The sequence below is a fragment of the Paenibacillus sp. SRL342 genome, from assembly GCF_984798905.1.
The window spans coordinates 2,364,895-2,380,524 of sequence record NZ_OZ481790.1; the positions used below are offsets into that span (position 1 = coordinate 2,364,895).

Annotated in this window: 13 protein-coding genes; 11 read left to right on the plus strand and 2 right to left on the minus strand. The window is 46.3% G+C overall.

The window, feature by feature from the left end; all coding sequences use genetic code 11:
• Positions 1 to 14 precede the first annotated feature (14 nt).
• Complete coding sequence (locus AC4E8D_RS10945; protein WP_490206220.1) at positions 15 to 314, minus strand: hypothetical protein; 300 nt, start codon at positions 312 to 314, stop codon at positions 15 to 17.
• A 405-nt stretch (positions 315 to 719) separates the two neighbouring features.
• On the opposite strand from AC4E8D_RS10945, the gene AC4E8D_RS10950 reads away from it, so the two are divergent.
• The 5 genes from AC4E8D_RS10950 to AC4E8D_RS10970 all read left to right on the plus strand — a co-directional run bounded on the left by AC4E8D_RS10950 (position 720) and on the right by AC4E8D_RS10970 (position 5,671).
• Complete coding sequence (locus AC4E8D_RS10950) at positions 720 to 2,744, plus strand: Na+/H+ antiporter (RefSeq protein WP_490206221.1); 2,025 nt, start codon at positions 720 to 722, stop codon at positions 2,742 to 2,744.
• A gap of 109 nt (positions 2,745 to 2,853) precedes the next feature.
• Positions 2,854 to 3,792, plus strand: a complete 939-nt coding sequence (locus AC4E8D_RS10955) for an aldo/keto reductase (protein ID WP_221823434.1) — start codon at positions 2,854 to 2,856, stop codon at positions 3,790 to 3,792.
• Between the two features lie 66 nt (positions 3,793 to 3,858).
• Positions 3,859 to 4,647 carry a polysaccharide deacetylase family protein gene (locus AC4E8D_RS10960; RefSeq protein WP_490206222.1) on the plus strand — a complete coding sequence of 263 codons (789 nt, stop codon included), beginning with the start codon at positions 3,859 to 3,861 and terminating at the stop codon, positions 4,645 to 4,647.
• A 215-nt stretch (positions 4,648 to 4,862) separates the two neighbouring features.
• Positions 4,863 to 5,069 carry a YwbE family protein gene (locus tag AC4E8D_RS10965; protein ID WP_221823438.1) on the plus strand — a complete coding sequence of 69 codons (207 nt, stop codon included), beginning with the start codon at positions 4,863 to 4,865 and terminating at the stop codon, positions 5,067 to 5,069.
• A gap of 20 nt (positions 5,070 to 5,089) precedes the next feature.
• Positions 5,090 to 5,671: a DUF4269 domain-containing protein gene (locus tag AC4E8D_RS10970; RefSeq protein WP_490206223.1), complete on the plus strand. Its 582-nt coding sequence runs from the start codon at positions 5,090 to 5,092 to the stop codon at positions 5,669 to 5,671.
• Between the two features lie 21 nt (positions 5,672 to 5,692).
• On the opposite strand, the gene AC4E8D_RS10975 is transcribed toward AC4E8D_RS10970, so the two are convergent.
• Positions 5,693 to 7,135: a hypothetical protein gene (locus AC4E8D_RS10975; RefSeq protein WP_339307824.1), complete on the minus strand. Its 1,443-nt coding sequence runs from the start codon at positions 7,133 to 7,135 to the stop codon at positions 5,693 to 5,695.
• Between the two features lie 397 nt (positions 7,136 to 7,532).
• On the opposite strand from AC4E8D_RS10975, the gene AC4E8D_RS10980 reads away from it, so the two are divergent.
• The 6 genes from AC4E8D_RS10980 to AC4E8D_RS11005 all read left to right on the plus strand — a co-directional run bounded on the left by AC4E8D_RS10980 (position 7,533) and on the right by AC4E8D_RS11005 (position 15,561).
• Positions 7,533 to 9,332: a sensor histidine kinase gene (locus AC4E8D_RS10980; RefSeq protein WP_221823444.1), complete on the plus strand. Its 1,800-nt coding sequence runs from the start codon at positions 7,533 to 7,535 to the stop codon at positions 9,330 to 9,332.
• On the plus strand, positions 9,307 to 10,920 hold the full coding sequence (locus tag AC4E8D_RS10985) for a response regulator transcription factor (RefSeq protein WP_221823446.1): 1,614 nt from the start codon (positions 9,307 to 9,309) through the stop codon (positions 10,918 to 10,920). The genes AC4E8D_RS10980 and AC4E8D_RS10985 overlap by 26 nt, the downstream gene beginning before the upstream one ends.
• A 185-nt stretch (positions 10,921 to 11,105) precedes the next feature.
• Complete coding sequence (locus AC4E8D_RS10990) at positions 11,106 to 12,092, plus strand: ABC transporter permease (RefSeq protein WP_076208980.1); 987 nt, start codon at positions 11,106 to 11,108, stop codon at positions 12,090 to 12,092.
• A gap of 17 nt (positions 12,093 to 12,109) precedes the next feature.
• Complete coding sequence (locus AC4E8D_RS10995) at positions 12,110 to 13,018, plus strand: carbohydrate ABC transporter permease (RefSeq protein ID WP_017689303.1); 909 nt, start codon at positions 12,110 to 12,112, stop codon at positions 13,016 to 13,018.
• Between the two features lie 133 nt (positions 13,019 to 13,151).
• On the plus strand, positions 13,152 to 14,681 hold the full coding sequence (locus tag AC4E8D_RS11000) for an ABC transporter substrate-binding protein (protein ID WP_490206224.1): 1,530 nt from the start codon (positions 13,152 to 13,154) through the stop codon (positions 14,679 to 14,681).
• Between the two features lie 181 nt (positions 14,682 to 14,862).
• Positions 14,863 to 15,561: a hypothetical protein gene (locus AC4E8D_RS11005; protein ID WP_339183920.1), complete on the plus strand. Its 699-nt coding sequence runs from the start codon at positions 14,863 to 14,865 to the stop codon at positions 15,559 to 15,561.
• Positions 15,562 to 15,630: the final 69 nt, after the last annotated feature.

Sequence of the window (15,630 nt, forward strand, 5' to 3'; positions counted from 1 at the left end):
CGTTTTTGAGTTGGTTACAAATGAAAGCGAACCACATGATCCGTAAAGCCTTCCTGGATCAAAACTTCTTTTTGTTTGCTGCCCATCAGGTCAAAGTGGGGGAATGGCTGCCGCCGATGAATGTATCGTGGGTTCAGCCCATGATCATTGCACCAACGCTCGAGACGTTCCAGATCTGCACAGCCAACTTTGGTGACACTGGTGATACCGGGGAATCGGTTGTCAATCCAGAAATGAGTGAGGTACGCAATCTCACCACGAGCCACTTGTTCCTTCCACGCAGCGAGCTCCTGTCGTATAATTCCAAATGCCATAGATGCAAGTTCCTTTCCAAACGGGTATTGTCCTGAGCATATTGTAACATCTTATATACAGAATCCATCAGAAATCTTTAATCTATATAAGTTGAACTAAAAATTATTTACACTGACACTACGATGACAGAATAACCTTCCAATCGCTGTTATCCCCAGATTTTTTGATTCCCTTTTCCGAAGGGGAAAATCCGGGGATAAAGGCGAGCGCTTCGCTTTTTCAGGTTTTTTCTGTCCTCTCCGTTGTCGTGTAAATGATTAGTTTCAATTATATAAACTAGTTTGAGAGCAGTTAAATGGGTTATATGAATATGACAATATTTTTATAACAAAGTCTGGATTATGTTAAAATAAACCTATACAACAAAGGTTTCACCACTTCTATAGCGGAAAGGGACTGTCATCATGGAAATATTTATTGCCGTACTTGTCTTACTGGTCCTGATCGGTTTATCCAATATTTTAAACCGGTTTGTACCCTTTATTCCCGTTCCGCTCATTCAAATCGTGCTTGGTGTAGCTATAGCTTTGCTTCCTGCAGGTGTTCATCTGCCGTTGAATCCGGAATTGTTCTTTGTGCTGTTCATCGCACCTTTGTTATACAACGACGGTAAGCGAACACCAAGGAATGAATTATGGAATTTGCGTGCACCTATACTTCTGCTTGCGCTGGGGCTTGTATTCGTGACGGTGGTCGTGGCGGGATATGCCATTCACTGGCTGATTCCTTCGATTCCGTTACCTGCTGCTTTTGCTCTTGCAGCCATACTGTCGCCGACAGACGCTGTTGCCGTTGGCGCCATGGCAGGGCGGGTACATTTGCCCAAAGGCATACATAGGCTTCTTGAAGGTGAAGCATTAATGAATGATGCATCCGGCCTCGTGGCCTTCAAATTCGCGATTGCAGCCACGGTTACAGGTGTGTTTTCCCTGGCGCAGGCAACCTTCAGTTTTATTCTGATTGCGATTGGCGGACTTCTTGTCGGGGCATTGTTATCTTTTCTGTTAATCAGGCTCGGGGTATGGATCCGTAGACTGGGCATGGAAGATGTGACCATTCACATGTTGCTGCAAATCCTGACGCCATTTATCATCTATCTGGTGAGTGAAGAAATTGGAGTATCAGGTATTCTTGCGGTAGTGGCAGGCGGTATTATCCACGCCATTGAGCGTGACCGCGCTGAATCGGTTCAGTTGAAAATGCAGGTGGTATCTGCGAGCACATGGTCAGTCATTTTATTTATACTAAATGGCCTTGTGTTTGTTATTTTGGGTGTACAGGTACCGGATGTGCTGAGTACCATTTTTGAAAATGTTTCGTTTAATAATCTGCAGGTGTTGGGATATGTGTGCTTGATCTCGGTGTTACTGCTGGTTCTGCGCTTCCTCTGGATCTATCTGTTCTGGCAAGGGAATGAATTGCTTCGTACCAAATCCTCTATTGGCAGGCCCAGATTCAAGGATATTACGATCATTTCCCTCTCTGGGGTGCGGGGGGCTGTAACATTGGCGGGTGCGTTCTCCATTCCTTATGTGCTTCAGGATGGATCACCTTTCCCTGAACGGGATCTGATTATTTTCCTGGCGGCAGGGGTTATCCTCTTCTCTCTGATTGCGGCGAGTGTGTTTCTTCCAGTTCTGGCCAAGGACGATGGGAAATCCACAGAAGAAACCCCGCAGAAGTCAGAACGAAAAGCACATGACATTATGCTGAATGCGGCAATACGAGCTGTCAAATCCGAAATGAACGATGAGAACAAAGCTGCGGCTCTCGCGGTCGTCTCAGATCTGTCCAAATACATCAGGCAGGCCGCAGGTCAGCTCACCGCCGGTAAACGCAAAGATATTCAGAAACAAGAAACGGCTATTAACCTGATCGCCACCCGGGCGGAGCGTAAAGAAGTTGAAGTAATGCTGGACGAAAATGCAATTGCTTCTGATGCGGCCTTCAAATGTGATAGCTGGCTGGATCGCAAGGAAATGATGCTGGCGAATCGCGCAAACACTCAGTTCATGACGTCGATCAGCGAGATCGGGCGTGTGTTAGGACATCTGTTCACCAACCGGTCCCAGAAGCCGAATCAACCATTCATGCTTGAAAATGCAGAACTGTTCCGTCAGGTGAAGCTACGGACCTCCGAAGCGGCAATTAAGGCCATTCGTGCTCATATGAATGATGGGAATCGAGTCGTCGCACTGTCGGTCATTGCCAAGTATGAGCGTGTAATTGCCAAATTGCGCACCTGGAACCAGGGTAAAACGGAAGATCCGTTTAATCAGGAGAAATTGGAGTTGCAGATGGTGGCGATTCAGGAACAGCGCAATACAGTGCAACAACTGTATGAAAACGGCGAAATCACCCGTGATGTGGCTGCGAAACTGCGCCGGTTTATTAACGACGTGGAAGCAACTGCGCTGAAAAATACCTAATCCGATAAATCCGATATTTTAAATATGCTAAATGGTTTGATATAATATGGGACAAGAAAGACGTTACAACTAAATTGTACTTATTCGATCAGTGAAGGAGAGATGAGACATGGCAGAACAACAAATTCGGTTGGGCAAGACGGATCTGATCGTGAATCCCATTGGATTGGGTGCGAATGCAGTAGGCGGACATAATATATATCCGGACATGCTGAATGATGAGACAGGTAAGGAAGTGGTTCGTACAGCTTTGAAACAAGGTATTAACTTTGTGGATACGGCGTACATCTATGGACCGGAGCATTCCGAACGACTGATTGGTGAAGTACTGAAGGAAACCGGTCAGCGGCAGAATACCATCATTGCAACCAAGGCAGCTCATAAATTAGTGGATGGCAAAATTGTCATAGATAACTCACCTGCTTTTCTGAAAACATCCGTGGATGAGGCGTTGAAACGTCTGCAAACCGATTACATTGATCTGTTCTACATCCACTTTCCGGATGAACTTACACCTAAGGATGAAGCGGTAGATACGTTAAAACAATTGAAAGACGCTGGCAAAATTCGTGCCATTGGTGTATCCAACTTCTCCATCGATCAGTTGCGTGAAGCCAACAAGGACGGGCATGTAGACGTACTGCAATCTGAATATAATCTGTTCAAAAGAGATGCGGAGAAAGAGCTGTTGCCGTATACGGCTGAGCATAACATTTCTTTTGTTCCTTACTTCCCTCTGGCAGCGGGACTGCTGGGCGGGAAATATAATCGCAATACAACTTTTCAGGATGGACGGGCAAAGAACCCGCTGTTCACAGGTGAAGCTTTCATTGACAATCTCGATAAAGTTGAGCAACTGCGCAGCATAGCACAATCCAAGGATGTTGAGGTCGCCCATCTGGTTCTGGCCTGGTACCTGACTCAGCCTTCTATTGATGCATTGATTCCGGGTGCCAAGCGACCTGAGCAGGTCATTAACAATCTGCAAACATTAAATGTGGAATTAACTGCTGAGGAAATTGCAGTCGTGGATCAGATCTTTCGTTAATGAGTTCGGGTGAATCGGGAAATGCTAACAGGGAGTTTACGTATGAAGACAAAGTGAGGACACCACATGAACCTGAAGGCAGCCCGAGTCATCGGAATGTTCACGCTAATTATTTTGCTGGGTAGCAGTTCTGCCTATGCAAAGCCTGTACAGAAGAACCGTCAGTATTATGAGGAACGAGGAGAGATTGTGTGGGAAGTTCCCACACAGGATAAACTCATCGCCCTTACCTTTGATGATGGGCCAGATCCGATTCAGACTCCGCAGATCCTGGCTTTGTTACAGCAGTATCATGCTAAAGGAACTTTTTTTGTACTTGGCAAATGGGCAGATAAATTTCCTAAACTGATTAAGCAGGAACAGCTCGAAGGGCATGAAATCGCCAATCATACGTATGCGCACACGTATGCAGTTCGATCAACTAGTGCGGACAAGTACATGAAGGATATGAACGAAGCAGAAAGTTCCATCATTCAAGCAGGCGCGGAGCGTCCCCTGTTGTTCAGGCCACCGGGCGGCTATTACAATGACATGGTCATCCAGGCTGCCAAACAAAAAGGGTATACCATTGTACTCTGGTCCTGGCATCAGGATACACGGGACTGGGCTTCTCCAGGTGTATCGGCCATTGTTAAAAAAGTACTGAATAATGCGCGTAATGGGGATATTGTACTCTTCCACGATAAAGTGGAAGGCAAGTCCCATACGGTAGCTGCGCTCAAAACAATCTTGCCGAAGTTGCAGCAGCAGGGATATCAATTCGTGACGGTGTCTGAGCTGCTTGCTGTGAAGGCACGCGAAGCTGCGAAGGATGGAACTTCGCCTTCGTCTATTCTGAAGCATGTGCAGCCCTGAACATGGCCAATCCAAATAGAAACCGTAGGTCTCAGATGAAGAGACCTGCGGTTTCTTTATCTTGGTCTTCATATCAGTCATGGAATTATCCTTAGGAGGTTATTGCCATGTCCCTTTTGTTTTGAAACCAAAACGTCTACAATAGATGGAGCTTTGTGTTTAAGGGTTATATAGTATACATGGTATGAATCACGACATAGAGGAGAGCGAACATAATGAATGGACAACAACGTGTAAATATTAAACCAGGTCTGGAAGTGGACATTGTGCTGAAGCAGGACCAAGCTACAGGAAAGCTGACACGTGGCATTGTGAAGGATCTGTTAACCAAGTCACCTACGCATCCACACGGAATTAAAGTACGACTGACGAGCGGTCAAGTGGGACGTGTGAAACAGGTCATTACAGGAGGCACGAACTAACTGTGGCCCAAGGCGGGGAGATGAGTACTACCGCAGAAGTAATGGCACATCTGGCTTCGGGTAATGCACGTCAGCAGGACGCCTATCATGTGTTGCAGTGCAGTGGATTGCTCGATATATTAGCTGACTATCACCCATATCCAGCAGGAACGGTACCGATTGATATTGATCTTCCGGGCAGTGATCTGGATCTGCTGTGTTATGCAGAGGATCTGGATATGTTTGAAGCCGAGATATACGATCGAATCGGAGCCGTTGCTGAATTTCAATGTGTACGTGGTGGGGATCTTCCAGACCAACGTCCTTATGTGACTTGTAATTTGCAAGTGGGACATTGGCCTGTGGAGATTTTTGCCCAATCCGTGCCAGTTAACAGGCAGAATGCATACCTACATATGATCGTAGAGTGGAGATTGTTGCAACTGTGGGGAGACGCGGGACACCGTGAGATCCGCAGACTGAAACAGGCAGGGTGGAAGACGGAGCCTGCATTTGCTTCTGTTCTTGGATTACAGGGAGATCCATATGTGGACATGCTGCATCTGGCCGAGATGCAGCGAGAAGATCTCTGGAACTGGGCACGTTCACGCACGTCTTTTTAAACGGTTTAGCATAACTTTTGGTCAGATTAGAAAGATGGCTACAATTGTTGTTACCGTGAGTCCCAGCAGTACAGGCTTCAGGTTGCGTCTTGCAAGTTCAAAAGGATTGACGCCGCAGATTGCAGCAGCAGGAATCAATGCCCATGGAATCAAGGTTCCACCACCCACCCATATAGCTGCAACCTGACCTAATGCTGTCAGCACAGGTGCGGAATCTGCCGATCCTGCAAACATGGACGCAATCGAGCCAACCAGGGATATCCCCGAGAACCCCGAACCATCCATTCCGGTCACTGCTCCGGTCACCGTCATTGTAATGGCGCCCACCGTATCATTTAATGGCACCAGCCCAGCAAGTGCGACCCCCAGGTCATTCACGATCCCGTGTGAACCTTCAGGAAGAGGGGTGATGAACAACTCCGTAATCGCAGCATCTCCCAGATAAAAAAATGCAGCTATAGGAATAACCGGTCCAAACACCTTGAAACCAAACTGAAATCCTTCTATTAAATAATTGGTCGTTTCCTCTGGTCCGGCATGACGATGTGCGGCAAGGGTGACAGCGATCAATATAACCACAGCGGTTCCGCCAATCAGAGCTGTTGCGTCGCCGCCTTGCAACTTCAATACAAACATCAGAATCACATCAACTGCGAATAACAGAGGGATAAGCAGAGCGAATGCTTTTTGCAAACGGAGTGAAATTGCTTGACGTTCAACAGACAAATTGCCTGGTTGAGAAGTAGACACAGCCTCTGATGAGGAAGAAGGTTCCGTGCTCATGGTACCTGATATAACGTTTGGGGAATGAGCAGGTGAACCTGATTTCATCTCTTTGCGCAGCATCCAGAAGGCTGTAAGTGTAGATACCGTTCCCATGACGATGACCAGAGGTATGCTGGCCGTCATGACGGAAGTAACCGGTATACCCGCCGCATCAGCTGTAAGTTTGGGAGCTCCCTGAATAATGTAATCCCCCGACAGTGCAATCCCATGTCCGAACAGGTTCATGGCAATAGCAGCTCCAATCGGAGGAAGACCTACACGCACGGCTACAGGAAGCAGTACTGCACCGACGAGTGCTACGGCTGGGGATGGCCAGAAAAATAGTGATACTACCATCATGATCAATCCGATACCCCAATACGCGACCTGAGGAGAACGGATAAACCGGGTGACGGGTGTTACCATGACCTCATTAATGCCTGTTCTGATCAGAACACGGCTCATTGCCACAATAATCGAGATGATGAAGATCGTACTCAGCAATTCTTTTGTTGCATAGATAAAACTGCTGAAGATCCCAGCAACTGACCCGCTTAAGGTTTCGGTTGCCAGAAGTCCAATGGTCATAATACCCGCAACACAGATGATCGTGGTGTCCCTGCGCCGGATCATTACGGCGATGATCAAGACGATAAATGCCAGATAGACATAGTGTAACGCAGTGAGTTGAATATTCATCGAACAGGCCTCCCTACATCCTGGTGACTAACCCGAGGAGTGATATATCGTATGCATGTCAAGATCGGGCGTTCATGGAGTCCGGGGCTTGCCGCAGCATTTATTTTTAGGGAGAAGCTTCTGAGCTATAAATGAAGGATTTATTTTACAACTGGAGAATTTATTACAACATGAAGCGTGTTACTCTTGAAATTGGAGCGGATGAAAGTCACCAGAATTGATATGTGAAGGTCACGGGACCCCATAGACAATGGCAAGCAGGGGTGATTACAATAAACATGCCATCATAAGGAAGAAAATAGAAAAACTATGTTGAAATAAAGTGTGTGTTCAAAAAGTCTGGTTCAGTACAGCGGACTTTTTGAACTACCTCTAAGAGGGCGGGAATCCATAATCCATGAGTTTAATCCGTTCACTTCGTTTTAAATTTATAGTGGGTCTTACATTGATCATGCTGCCATTATTCATGCTGCTTTATTATAACAATGTCTACGCCATGAAAGTTGTACGTGACAAAGTATCCCTCACCAATATGAATCATCTCGCCAAGAGTGTGGAGCAGAATGAACGTGTGTTACAGGAGACGAATCGGTATTTATATAGTCTGGGCGAGCGGGACCCGGATATTATCTCTCTGTTTTTTCTGAAATACGGCAGCGGTGATTATATCATTGCAAAGCAACGGATTATGAACAAATTCATGACAGATATCGGTTTTTATAATCTAATCGATTCTTTTTTTCTATACGATGCCGTGAATGATGATCTTCTGCTCGCCACTTCAGGCAATTATGATGTCAAAAAGTCGGTTGTGCAGGAGAGTATGCCAGTCCAGATGCAGCAATTGGAAGGGGATATCCAGAAGCCGGAATGGAGCATCGTGCGTGGCGGGACGTGGAATGCGCTGGTGAAAACGGTGCGAATCAACCAACAGTTCTATGCAGGTGCACTTGTCGATATGAATGCACTGAATCATACACAACAATTCACTGAATCCGGAGATCGGGGAGGTGCAGTCATTGTTGGAACAGATGGTGGGGCACTATCGGATTCCACATTGAATACTGCACAGATTCAGCTGGCTGCAGCACATCTTCCCGGCTTGAAGAATCCGTATCAGGTGATCTCTGAAGTTGTGAATAAGGGAGAAGCACGTCAATATTTGATGTTGGGTACTGCCTCGGCCATGTCCCAGATGAATTATATCGTGCTGCTGCCTGAGGAAGACATGATGCGTAACCTCCCGTTTTTCCAGCAGATCATTCGTCTGCTCCCCATTGGTGCGGCAGTAATTCTGGTTACTGCACTGATCTTTTTGCGGCATCTGTTATTCCGCCCGATGAATGCGTTAATTCGAGGCATGAGAAGGGTGAGTCGTGGAGATCTCGATGTGAAGCTGGACCCGCCATCTTCCTCTGAGCTTGAATTTATGACACGAAGTTTCAATCAAATGACCAGTGAAATCAGGCATCTGAAGATTGATGTGTATGAGGAACAGCTGCGGACGCGGGAGGCCGAGTTCAAACAACTGCAGATGCAGATCAATCCTCACTTTTACCTGAATTCACTCAATATTATTCATAGTCTGGCTTCCTTGCAAAAGCATGAGTTGGTGCAGCAGATGGCGGGTCATCTGGCCGATTATTTTCGATTCAGTCTGCGTGCAGGCAAACGTATTATTCGTCTGGATGAAGAGCTGGAGCACATTCGTCATTACTTAGAAATTCAAAAGCTGAGGTTTCCAAGCAGATTCGATTTTGAACTGGATGTTGAACCGAATCTGGGACATTATGTGATTCCGCCATTAACCATTCAGCCTTTTGTGGAGAATGCCATTATTCATGGATTTCAGCGCCGGACACAAGCCTTTGTCATTCGGATCGTGGCGCGCCTCGATGAGAAGTCGTCCGGTCAGGTCGATGGGACGGTGCTTCAACTGATGATTGTGGACAACGGCGTCGGATTTGATGAGGAATTGTTGGGGCGTCTGCAACATGGACAATACGCTGAAGACCCGAATGGACAGCATATCGGGATATGGAACGTGGCTCATCGGCTATTAGTGAAGTATGGTGATCAAGCCAGTTTGCAGTTTGGCAATGAGGTGGATCATGGCGCCAAAGTCATCATTGATTTACCCGCTCAGACCGAAGAGGAAGAAGGGGGAGCCTATGCGGAACCTGTTGATCGTGGATGATGAAGTGTATGCATTACAAGCAATGGTTGAAGGAGTCGATTGGCAAGCAGCAGGCATTGACCAGGTATACAGTGCTGGTGATGCCGAAGAGGCAAGAAAGATTTTAAGGGCAGATGCTATTGATATCATGATCTGTGATATCGAGATGCCTGGTGAAACAGGGCTTGACCTGCAAAGTTGGGTGTTGAAACATGATCCAGGTATACTGACCATTTTCCTGACAGGGCATGCTTTATTCGATTATGCTCAGACAGCAATTAAGCTAAACAGCTTTGATTATGTGTTGAAGCCGGCTCCAGCGGATCAATTGATTAAGGTAGTAACCCAGGCGGTGGAGAAGATCAAGGATGGAGAGCAGCGTACCCGTACCAACGAAGTTTATGAGACCGTATACAAACGCTGGAAAACCCATAAACCGCTGCTGACAGAACGCTTCTGGAAAGATGCCATCTCTCAGCGTATCACGTTAACCGAACAACGGCTACAAGAGCTCGCAGAATTGTATGGTGCCGAGATTGACCCGCAAGCTCGTGTGTTACCCATTGTGATCTCGGTAGAGGAATGGGTGCGTGACTTTGATTTGCGTGACGAAGAGGTATTGGAATATGCCCTTCGTAATGCAGCCAAGGAGATGCTGCTTGGCGACAAGCCCGGTGAGGTATTTCAGGATCAAAGTGGATTAAATATTGTCCTTGCTTACGAGCAAGACAGTATCATTCCGAGTGCGAGCGAAGTGGCACAACGTTGTCAGGGGTATATTCAGGAATGTGGTACGTATTTCTACTGCCGGTTGTCCTGTTATGTTGGAGCCCCGGTTGCTGTAACTGAGCTGCAAGGCATGTTAAATGAACTGATGGATATGGAGCGGCGCAATATTAAGGAGCTTGAAGAAGTGTTTGTCTATGATGAGCGGGGAAGAGATCAGGAAGATCGCTTTTTGCCTATTCCATGGTTTTCGGAATTATCTATTCTTTTTGAGACGGGTAAAGTAGGGGATTTGCGAGAACGTGTGGATGAGATTTTTGAGTTGCTTGCTGCCCAGGAGGGTTTGTCTCCTGAAATGCTGCATCTCTACTATCATGCCATGCTGCATGTGGTCTATCCGTTGCTTCATCAGAAAAACGTGTCCATACGCAGTCTGTATCCGGGTGAACGGGAGCCGGAAGAGGGGATGGTGACAAGGTCGTTGCCGCAGTTGAAGCAGTGGACGTCTGATCTGATTGATCGTGTTATCCCGGTGTTGTACCCGGACGATCATAGCCCCATGACCATTGTAGATCAGTTGTGCGTTTATATTGAAACTCATATTGGTGAAGAACTTATGCGAGAGGAGCTTGCAGCTTTTGCCGGATTCAATCCCGCTTATCTATCCCGTCTGTTTCGGAAAGAGAAGGGGATGTCCCTATCTGAGTTTATCCTGCAGGGCAGAGTAGCCAAAGCGAAGACATTGTTGTCCCAGTCCACCGTCAAAGTGACGGATATCGCTGGCAAGGTGGGGTACTATAATTACTCGCATTTCACCAAAATGTTCAAAAAGTGCACGGGTATAACGCCACAGGAGTTTCGAAAACAGTCACGTACCGTATAGTTCAGGGCGCAGCATGCTGCGCCTTTTGATTTGTTTATTTTGACACTAAAGTCATAATTTGATAAGTCAACAGGTCACCACAGCAGATAGAGGTCTTACTCGCCCCGCCGTATACTTGAACCACAGGAGCCGCAACGGAGCTTCATCCTGAGGAAGAATTCAAGAGGAGTGAGGGAGAACAAGTTATGAAGACACAACCCCAGGCGGGTAAGGGAGTACGGATATCGGAAATACCGGGAGAAACAGTCCGAAAGCGCAAGTCGGTGTGGCACAATCTTGGCAAATTCAAGGTGCTGTATCTCATGTTCTTGCCAGGGGTCCTGTTTCTGCTGGTGAACAACTATATGCCGATGTTCGGCGTTCTGATCGCATTCAAAAATGTAAACTATGCTGATGGTATTTGGGGTAGCCCATGGAGTGGATGGGACAATTTCAAATATTTGTTCTCAACCAGTGATGCATGGGAAATTACCCGAAATACACTCGCGTATAACACGGTGTTCATTGCACTGAATCTCTTTGTAGGTGTCGGGCTTGCTATTCTGCTCAATGAAGTGAAGAACAAGGCAATGTCCAAGTTATATCAATCACTTATGTTATTGCCATATTTCCTGTCCATGATTGTGGTCAGTTATCTGGTACTGGCTTTTCTGGGCAAGGATTCAGGCTTCATGAACTCAACGATTCTGCAGATGTTTGGCGGTCAGCCGATCGATTGGTATTCAGAGCCGAAGTATTGGCCGTATATTTTGCCACTGGTGAACACATGGAAGAATATTGGATATTATGCCGTCATTTATCTGGCAGCTGTCGTGGGTATCGATGAAGAATATTATGAAGCAGCTGTGCTCGATGGAGCAACCAAATGGCATCAGATACGCTTCATTACCATTCCGTTTCTCGTGCCATTAATCGTCATTATGACGTTATTGCAAATTGGTCGTATATTCTATGCAGACTTCAGTCTGTTCTATCAGGTTCCATTGGAATCGGGAGCGCTGTTCCCTGTAACGAATGTACTGGATACCTACGTATATCGTACGTTCCTTATCGGTGGAGATATCGGGATGTCATCAGCAGCCGGTCTATATCAGGCAATCGTTGGATTTGTGCTGGTTCTTGTATCCAATACCATCGTAAGGCGAATTGATAAAGATAATGCATTATTTTGAGAGGAGGCAAGTCAGCTGTGAAATCACGTGATCCACTAGCCGTATCGAAGCGTTCCGCATCCGTTATTCATGCGATGTTTCTATTCTATGCCATTGCCTGTATCGTGCCGATCCTGCTTGTCTTCGCCATCTCATTTTCGGACGAGACAACAGTAATTGCCAATGGATATAAGCTTATTCCAGAGAAATTCAGCCTGACGGCTTATGAGTTTCTGTTCAGAGATATGGATCAGATCATTCACTCGTATGGTATATCCTTTATCGTTACCGTTGTAGGTACCATTACAAGTGTTGCGTTGACCGCATTATATGCGTATCCGCTCTCACGGAGAGATCTGCCTTACCGGGGCTGGTTCGCCTTTTTCATCTTCTTCACAATGTTGTTCAATGGGGGTCTGGTACCTTGGTACCTGGTCTATGTCAACGTATTGGATCTGAAAAACTCCCTACTGGCACTCATTATGCCGCTACTGCTATCCCCATTCTTTGTACTGGTCATGCGTACATTCTTCGCGAACTCCATTCCGGTGTCCATTCTGGAATCGGCTCGGATTGATGGTGCGGGAGAATTGAGAACGTTTGCACGTATCGTGCTTCCGCTCTCTCTTCCCGTAATGGCAACCGTCGCGTTGTTCAGTACATTGAATTACTGGAATGACTGGTACCTTAGCATGATTTTTATATCAGATAACCGGACGATCAGCCTTCAGTACCTTATGTACCGGACGCTGCTCGATATTCAATATTTAACAACCAACTCCAACGTCTCTTCACAGATTTCGTCGCAGGGTGGATTGCTGAATCTGCCTAACAAAACTCTGCAAATGGCGATGGCTGTGGTCGGTATTGGTCCAATTGTACTGGCATATCCGTTCTTCCAGCGTTATTTCATCAAAGGTCTTACGGTTGGCGCTGTGAAGGGATAACTCTGAACCGGTTAGCGGAGTGGGCAAGGTAAATGAAGATGGACTGAAAGGGCATATACAGAAGTAGTTATCGGTTTAATTGTGAATTGGGGAATTCGGTTGTATGGTTCAACACATGACAGGAGGGGTTCAATTGGTTAGATCATTAAAGGTATGGTCACGCATGATGGCAACGGTGATGACGCTGAGCCTGGTGCTGGCTGCTTGCTCATCAGACAAAGGTGGAACAACAACACCTGGCGCAGAAGGCGGAGGAGCAAGTGAAGGTGGGGGCAAACCCTATGAAGTGACACTGTTCTACCCAGGGACACCACAGAAGGATGTCGCTCTGGTGGAAGCCGAGATTAACAAAAAGATGGAACCAAAGATCGGGGCCACGCTTAAGATCAATGCGATTGACTGGGGACAGTGGGATAACAAGCTGAATCTCATGATTTCTTCAGGTGAAAAATCAGACATTATCTTCACAGCAGCTTGGCAGAACTACACGGTGAATGTAGCTAAAGGCGCATTCTTGCCGTTGAATGATCTGCTTGATGCACATGGTCAGGATATTAAGAAAAACCTGGACCCTGCCTTTCTGGAAGGTTCCCAGGTGGACGGCGTGAATTACGGCGTTCCTACGAATAAGGAACTCGCGGCCACACGTGGTGTGTTGGTACGTAAAGATCTGGCTGACAAGTATAAGCTGGACCTGACAGCTGTAAAGACATGGGCTGATCTGGAGCCACTTCTCAAAACAATTAAGGAAAACGAGCCAGCCATTACACCGTTCTATATGTCCAATACCAATGGTAACGGGCTATTGGAGAATCTGGATTGGGATTATCTCGGTGATGCTTCCGTACCTGGAGTCATCTCCAAAACAGCAGGCGGAACAACGGTGCTGAATGAAGTGGAGACCCCTGAATTCAAAGAAGCGGCTGAACTCGCTCGCAAGTGGTATCAAGCGGGATATATCAACAGTGATGCTGCTACATCCAATGTGTTCCCGAAAGACCAGGCGAAGGCTGGAAAAGCGTTTCTCTGGACAGATGGCATGAAGCCAGGCAAGGATAAAGAAGAAGAAGGGTATGTGGGTTTCCCACTCACTCAGATTGAGATGACACAGCCAACAATCACGACGGGTGATGCATCTGGAGCGATGCTTGCAATCTCCCGTTCTTCCGAGCAACCGGAGAAAGCGATGCAGGTCATTAACCTGCTGCATTCGGACAAGGAAATTAACAACTTGCTGAACTTCGGAATTGAAGGTACACATTATGTGAAAAAAGACGGACAGGATAATATCATTGCTCTCCCTGATGGCGTAGATGCCAACAGTCGTACCTACAATCCAGGTGCACAATGGCAACTGGGTAACCAATTCCTGAACTTCCTCTGGGATAATGAAGATCCACAGAAATGGGAGAAGTTCAAAGAGTTTAACGCCAAAGGTGTGAAGTCGCCAGCACTGGGCTTTACGTTCAACAGCCAATCTGTCAAAAATGAAATTGCTGCGGTCAACAACGTAAACAAACAGTTCAAGCCGGGTATGACATCGGGTGCCGTTGATCCAAATGAGATGATTCCGAAATATCTGGAGAAATTGAAAGCAGCGGGAATTGATAAAATTATTGCAGCCAAACAGGAACAACTTGATGCATTCTTGTCTAAGCAATAAATGATCGTCAGCCATGACAGAGAGACTTGTGTTATTACAAGCTCTTGTCAGCGGTGAAAATGGAGGACGTTTTCGGTGAACAACCGAAGACGTCCTTTTTATTGTTGTTTTTTGATTTGGATTGTTAATCATAAATAGGAAAAATATGATATAATAAGGTGGTTGATTAGGGGGTGTTCGTGTGTCGAGAACCAGACTTGTGTTCTCAGGGGCTTTATTGCTATTTGCTATCATCTTTACATTTAACCATCATCTTGGTTTTTCTGTTGGGGATACCATGCTGTCAGCAATAGGTATATCACCGTATACTACGTCTTATTTAAGTGGTGTACATATCACACTTTTCCTAGGATTGGGGATTTTCGCCTGCGGCTTCTACCTTACACGCAAAGAAATCGGGAAATCATTCCCCGGTCTTGCAAAAGGGTTATGGATCGTAGTTATCGCTATCATTCTCAGTTATTCGTACATGACGGATAAATTGATGTATGTAGCCAAGTGGGGAGCTACAGGCATTAATGCGGTATCCTATGTACAGAATGCAAGCTCTTGTACCTTTAACGTGCTGAAAACGGGTGAGACCCGAGCCACCTGTGACCTGACACTCAAAAATTACGGCAGAGATTCCGTATCCGCCGTGTTATTGCCTGATCTCGCACGCAGTTATAAGTTTAAGGACGATCCACTGTTGGAAGCCTTGCAGTCTGTCCAGTTAAGGCCGGTACATGTTGAGATTGAACCCCATGGAACGTTTACAGGCAAGTTGGAGTTTTACGGGAAAGCGGAATCTCCTCTGTTCGTCAATGGGAAGCTTATGGATATTGTGCTGGATGTAGGCGTGGATGGAGCGAATACGGTATTTGATTATGATATTCCATAGTTGATTTTTTTATAGTAAAAAAGAATAATTACATAAACAGAAGTGGAATAAGGTTTGAGTAGAATAGAA

Excerpts from the sequence above, each read along its gene's own strand:
- AC4E8D_RS10965 (WP_221823438.1), top strand. The coding sequence starts at position 4,863 with ATGAATGGACAACAACGTGTAAATATTAAACCAGGTCTGGAAGTGGAC.
- AC4E8D_RS10990 (WP_076208980.1), top strand. The coding sequence starts at position 11,106 with ATGAAGACACAACCCCAGGCGGGTAAGGGAGTACGGATATCGGAAATA.
- AC4E8D_RS10945 (WP_490206220.1), bottom strand. The coding sequence starts at position 314 with ATGGCATTTGGAATTATACGACAGGAGCTCGCTGCGTGGAAGGAACAA.
- AC4E8D_RS10985 (WP_221823446.1), top strand. The coding sequence starts at position 9,307 with ATGCGGAACCTGTTGATCGTGGATGATGAAGTGTATGCATTACAAGCA.
- AC4E8D_RS10955 (WP_221823434.1), top strand. The coding sequence starts at position 2,854 with ATGGCAGAACAACAAATTCGGTTGGGCAAGACGGATCTGATCGTGAAT.
- AC4E8D_RS10975 (WP_339307824.1), bottom strand. The coding sequence starts at position 7,135 with ATGAATATTCAACTCACTGCGTTACACTATGTCTATCTGGCATTTATC.
- AC4E8D_RS10950 (WP_490206221.1), top strand. The coding sequence starts at position 720 with ATGGAAATATTTATTGCCGTACTTGTCTTACTGGTCCTGATCGGTTTA.
- AC4E8D_RS10980 (WP_221823444.1), top strand. The coding sequence starts at position 7,533 with ATGAGTTTAATCCGTTCACTTCGTTTTAAATTTATAGTGGGTCTTACA.
- AC4E8D_RS10970 (WP_490206223.1), top strand. The coding sequence starts at position 5,090 with ATGAGTACTACCGCAGAAGTAATGGCACATCTGGCTTCGGGTAATGCA.
- AC4E8D_RS10960 (WP_490206222.1), top strand. The coding sequence starts at position 3,859 with ATGAACCTGAAGGCAGCCCGAGTCATCGGAATGTTCACGCTAATTATT.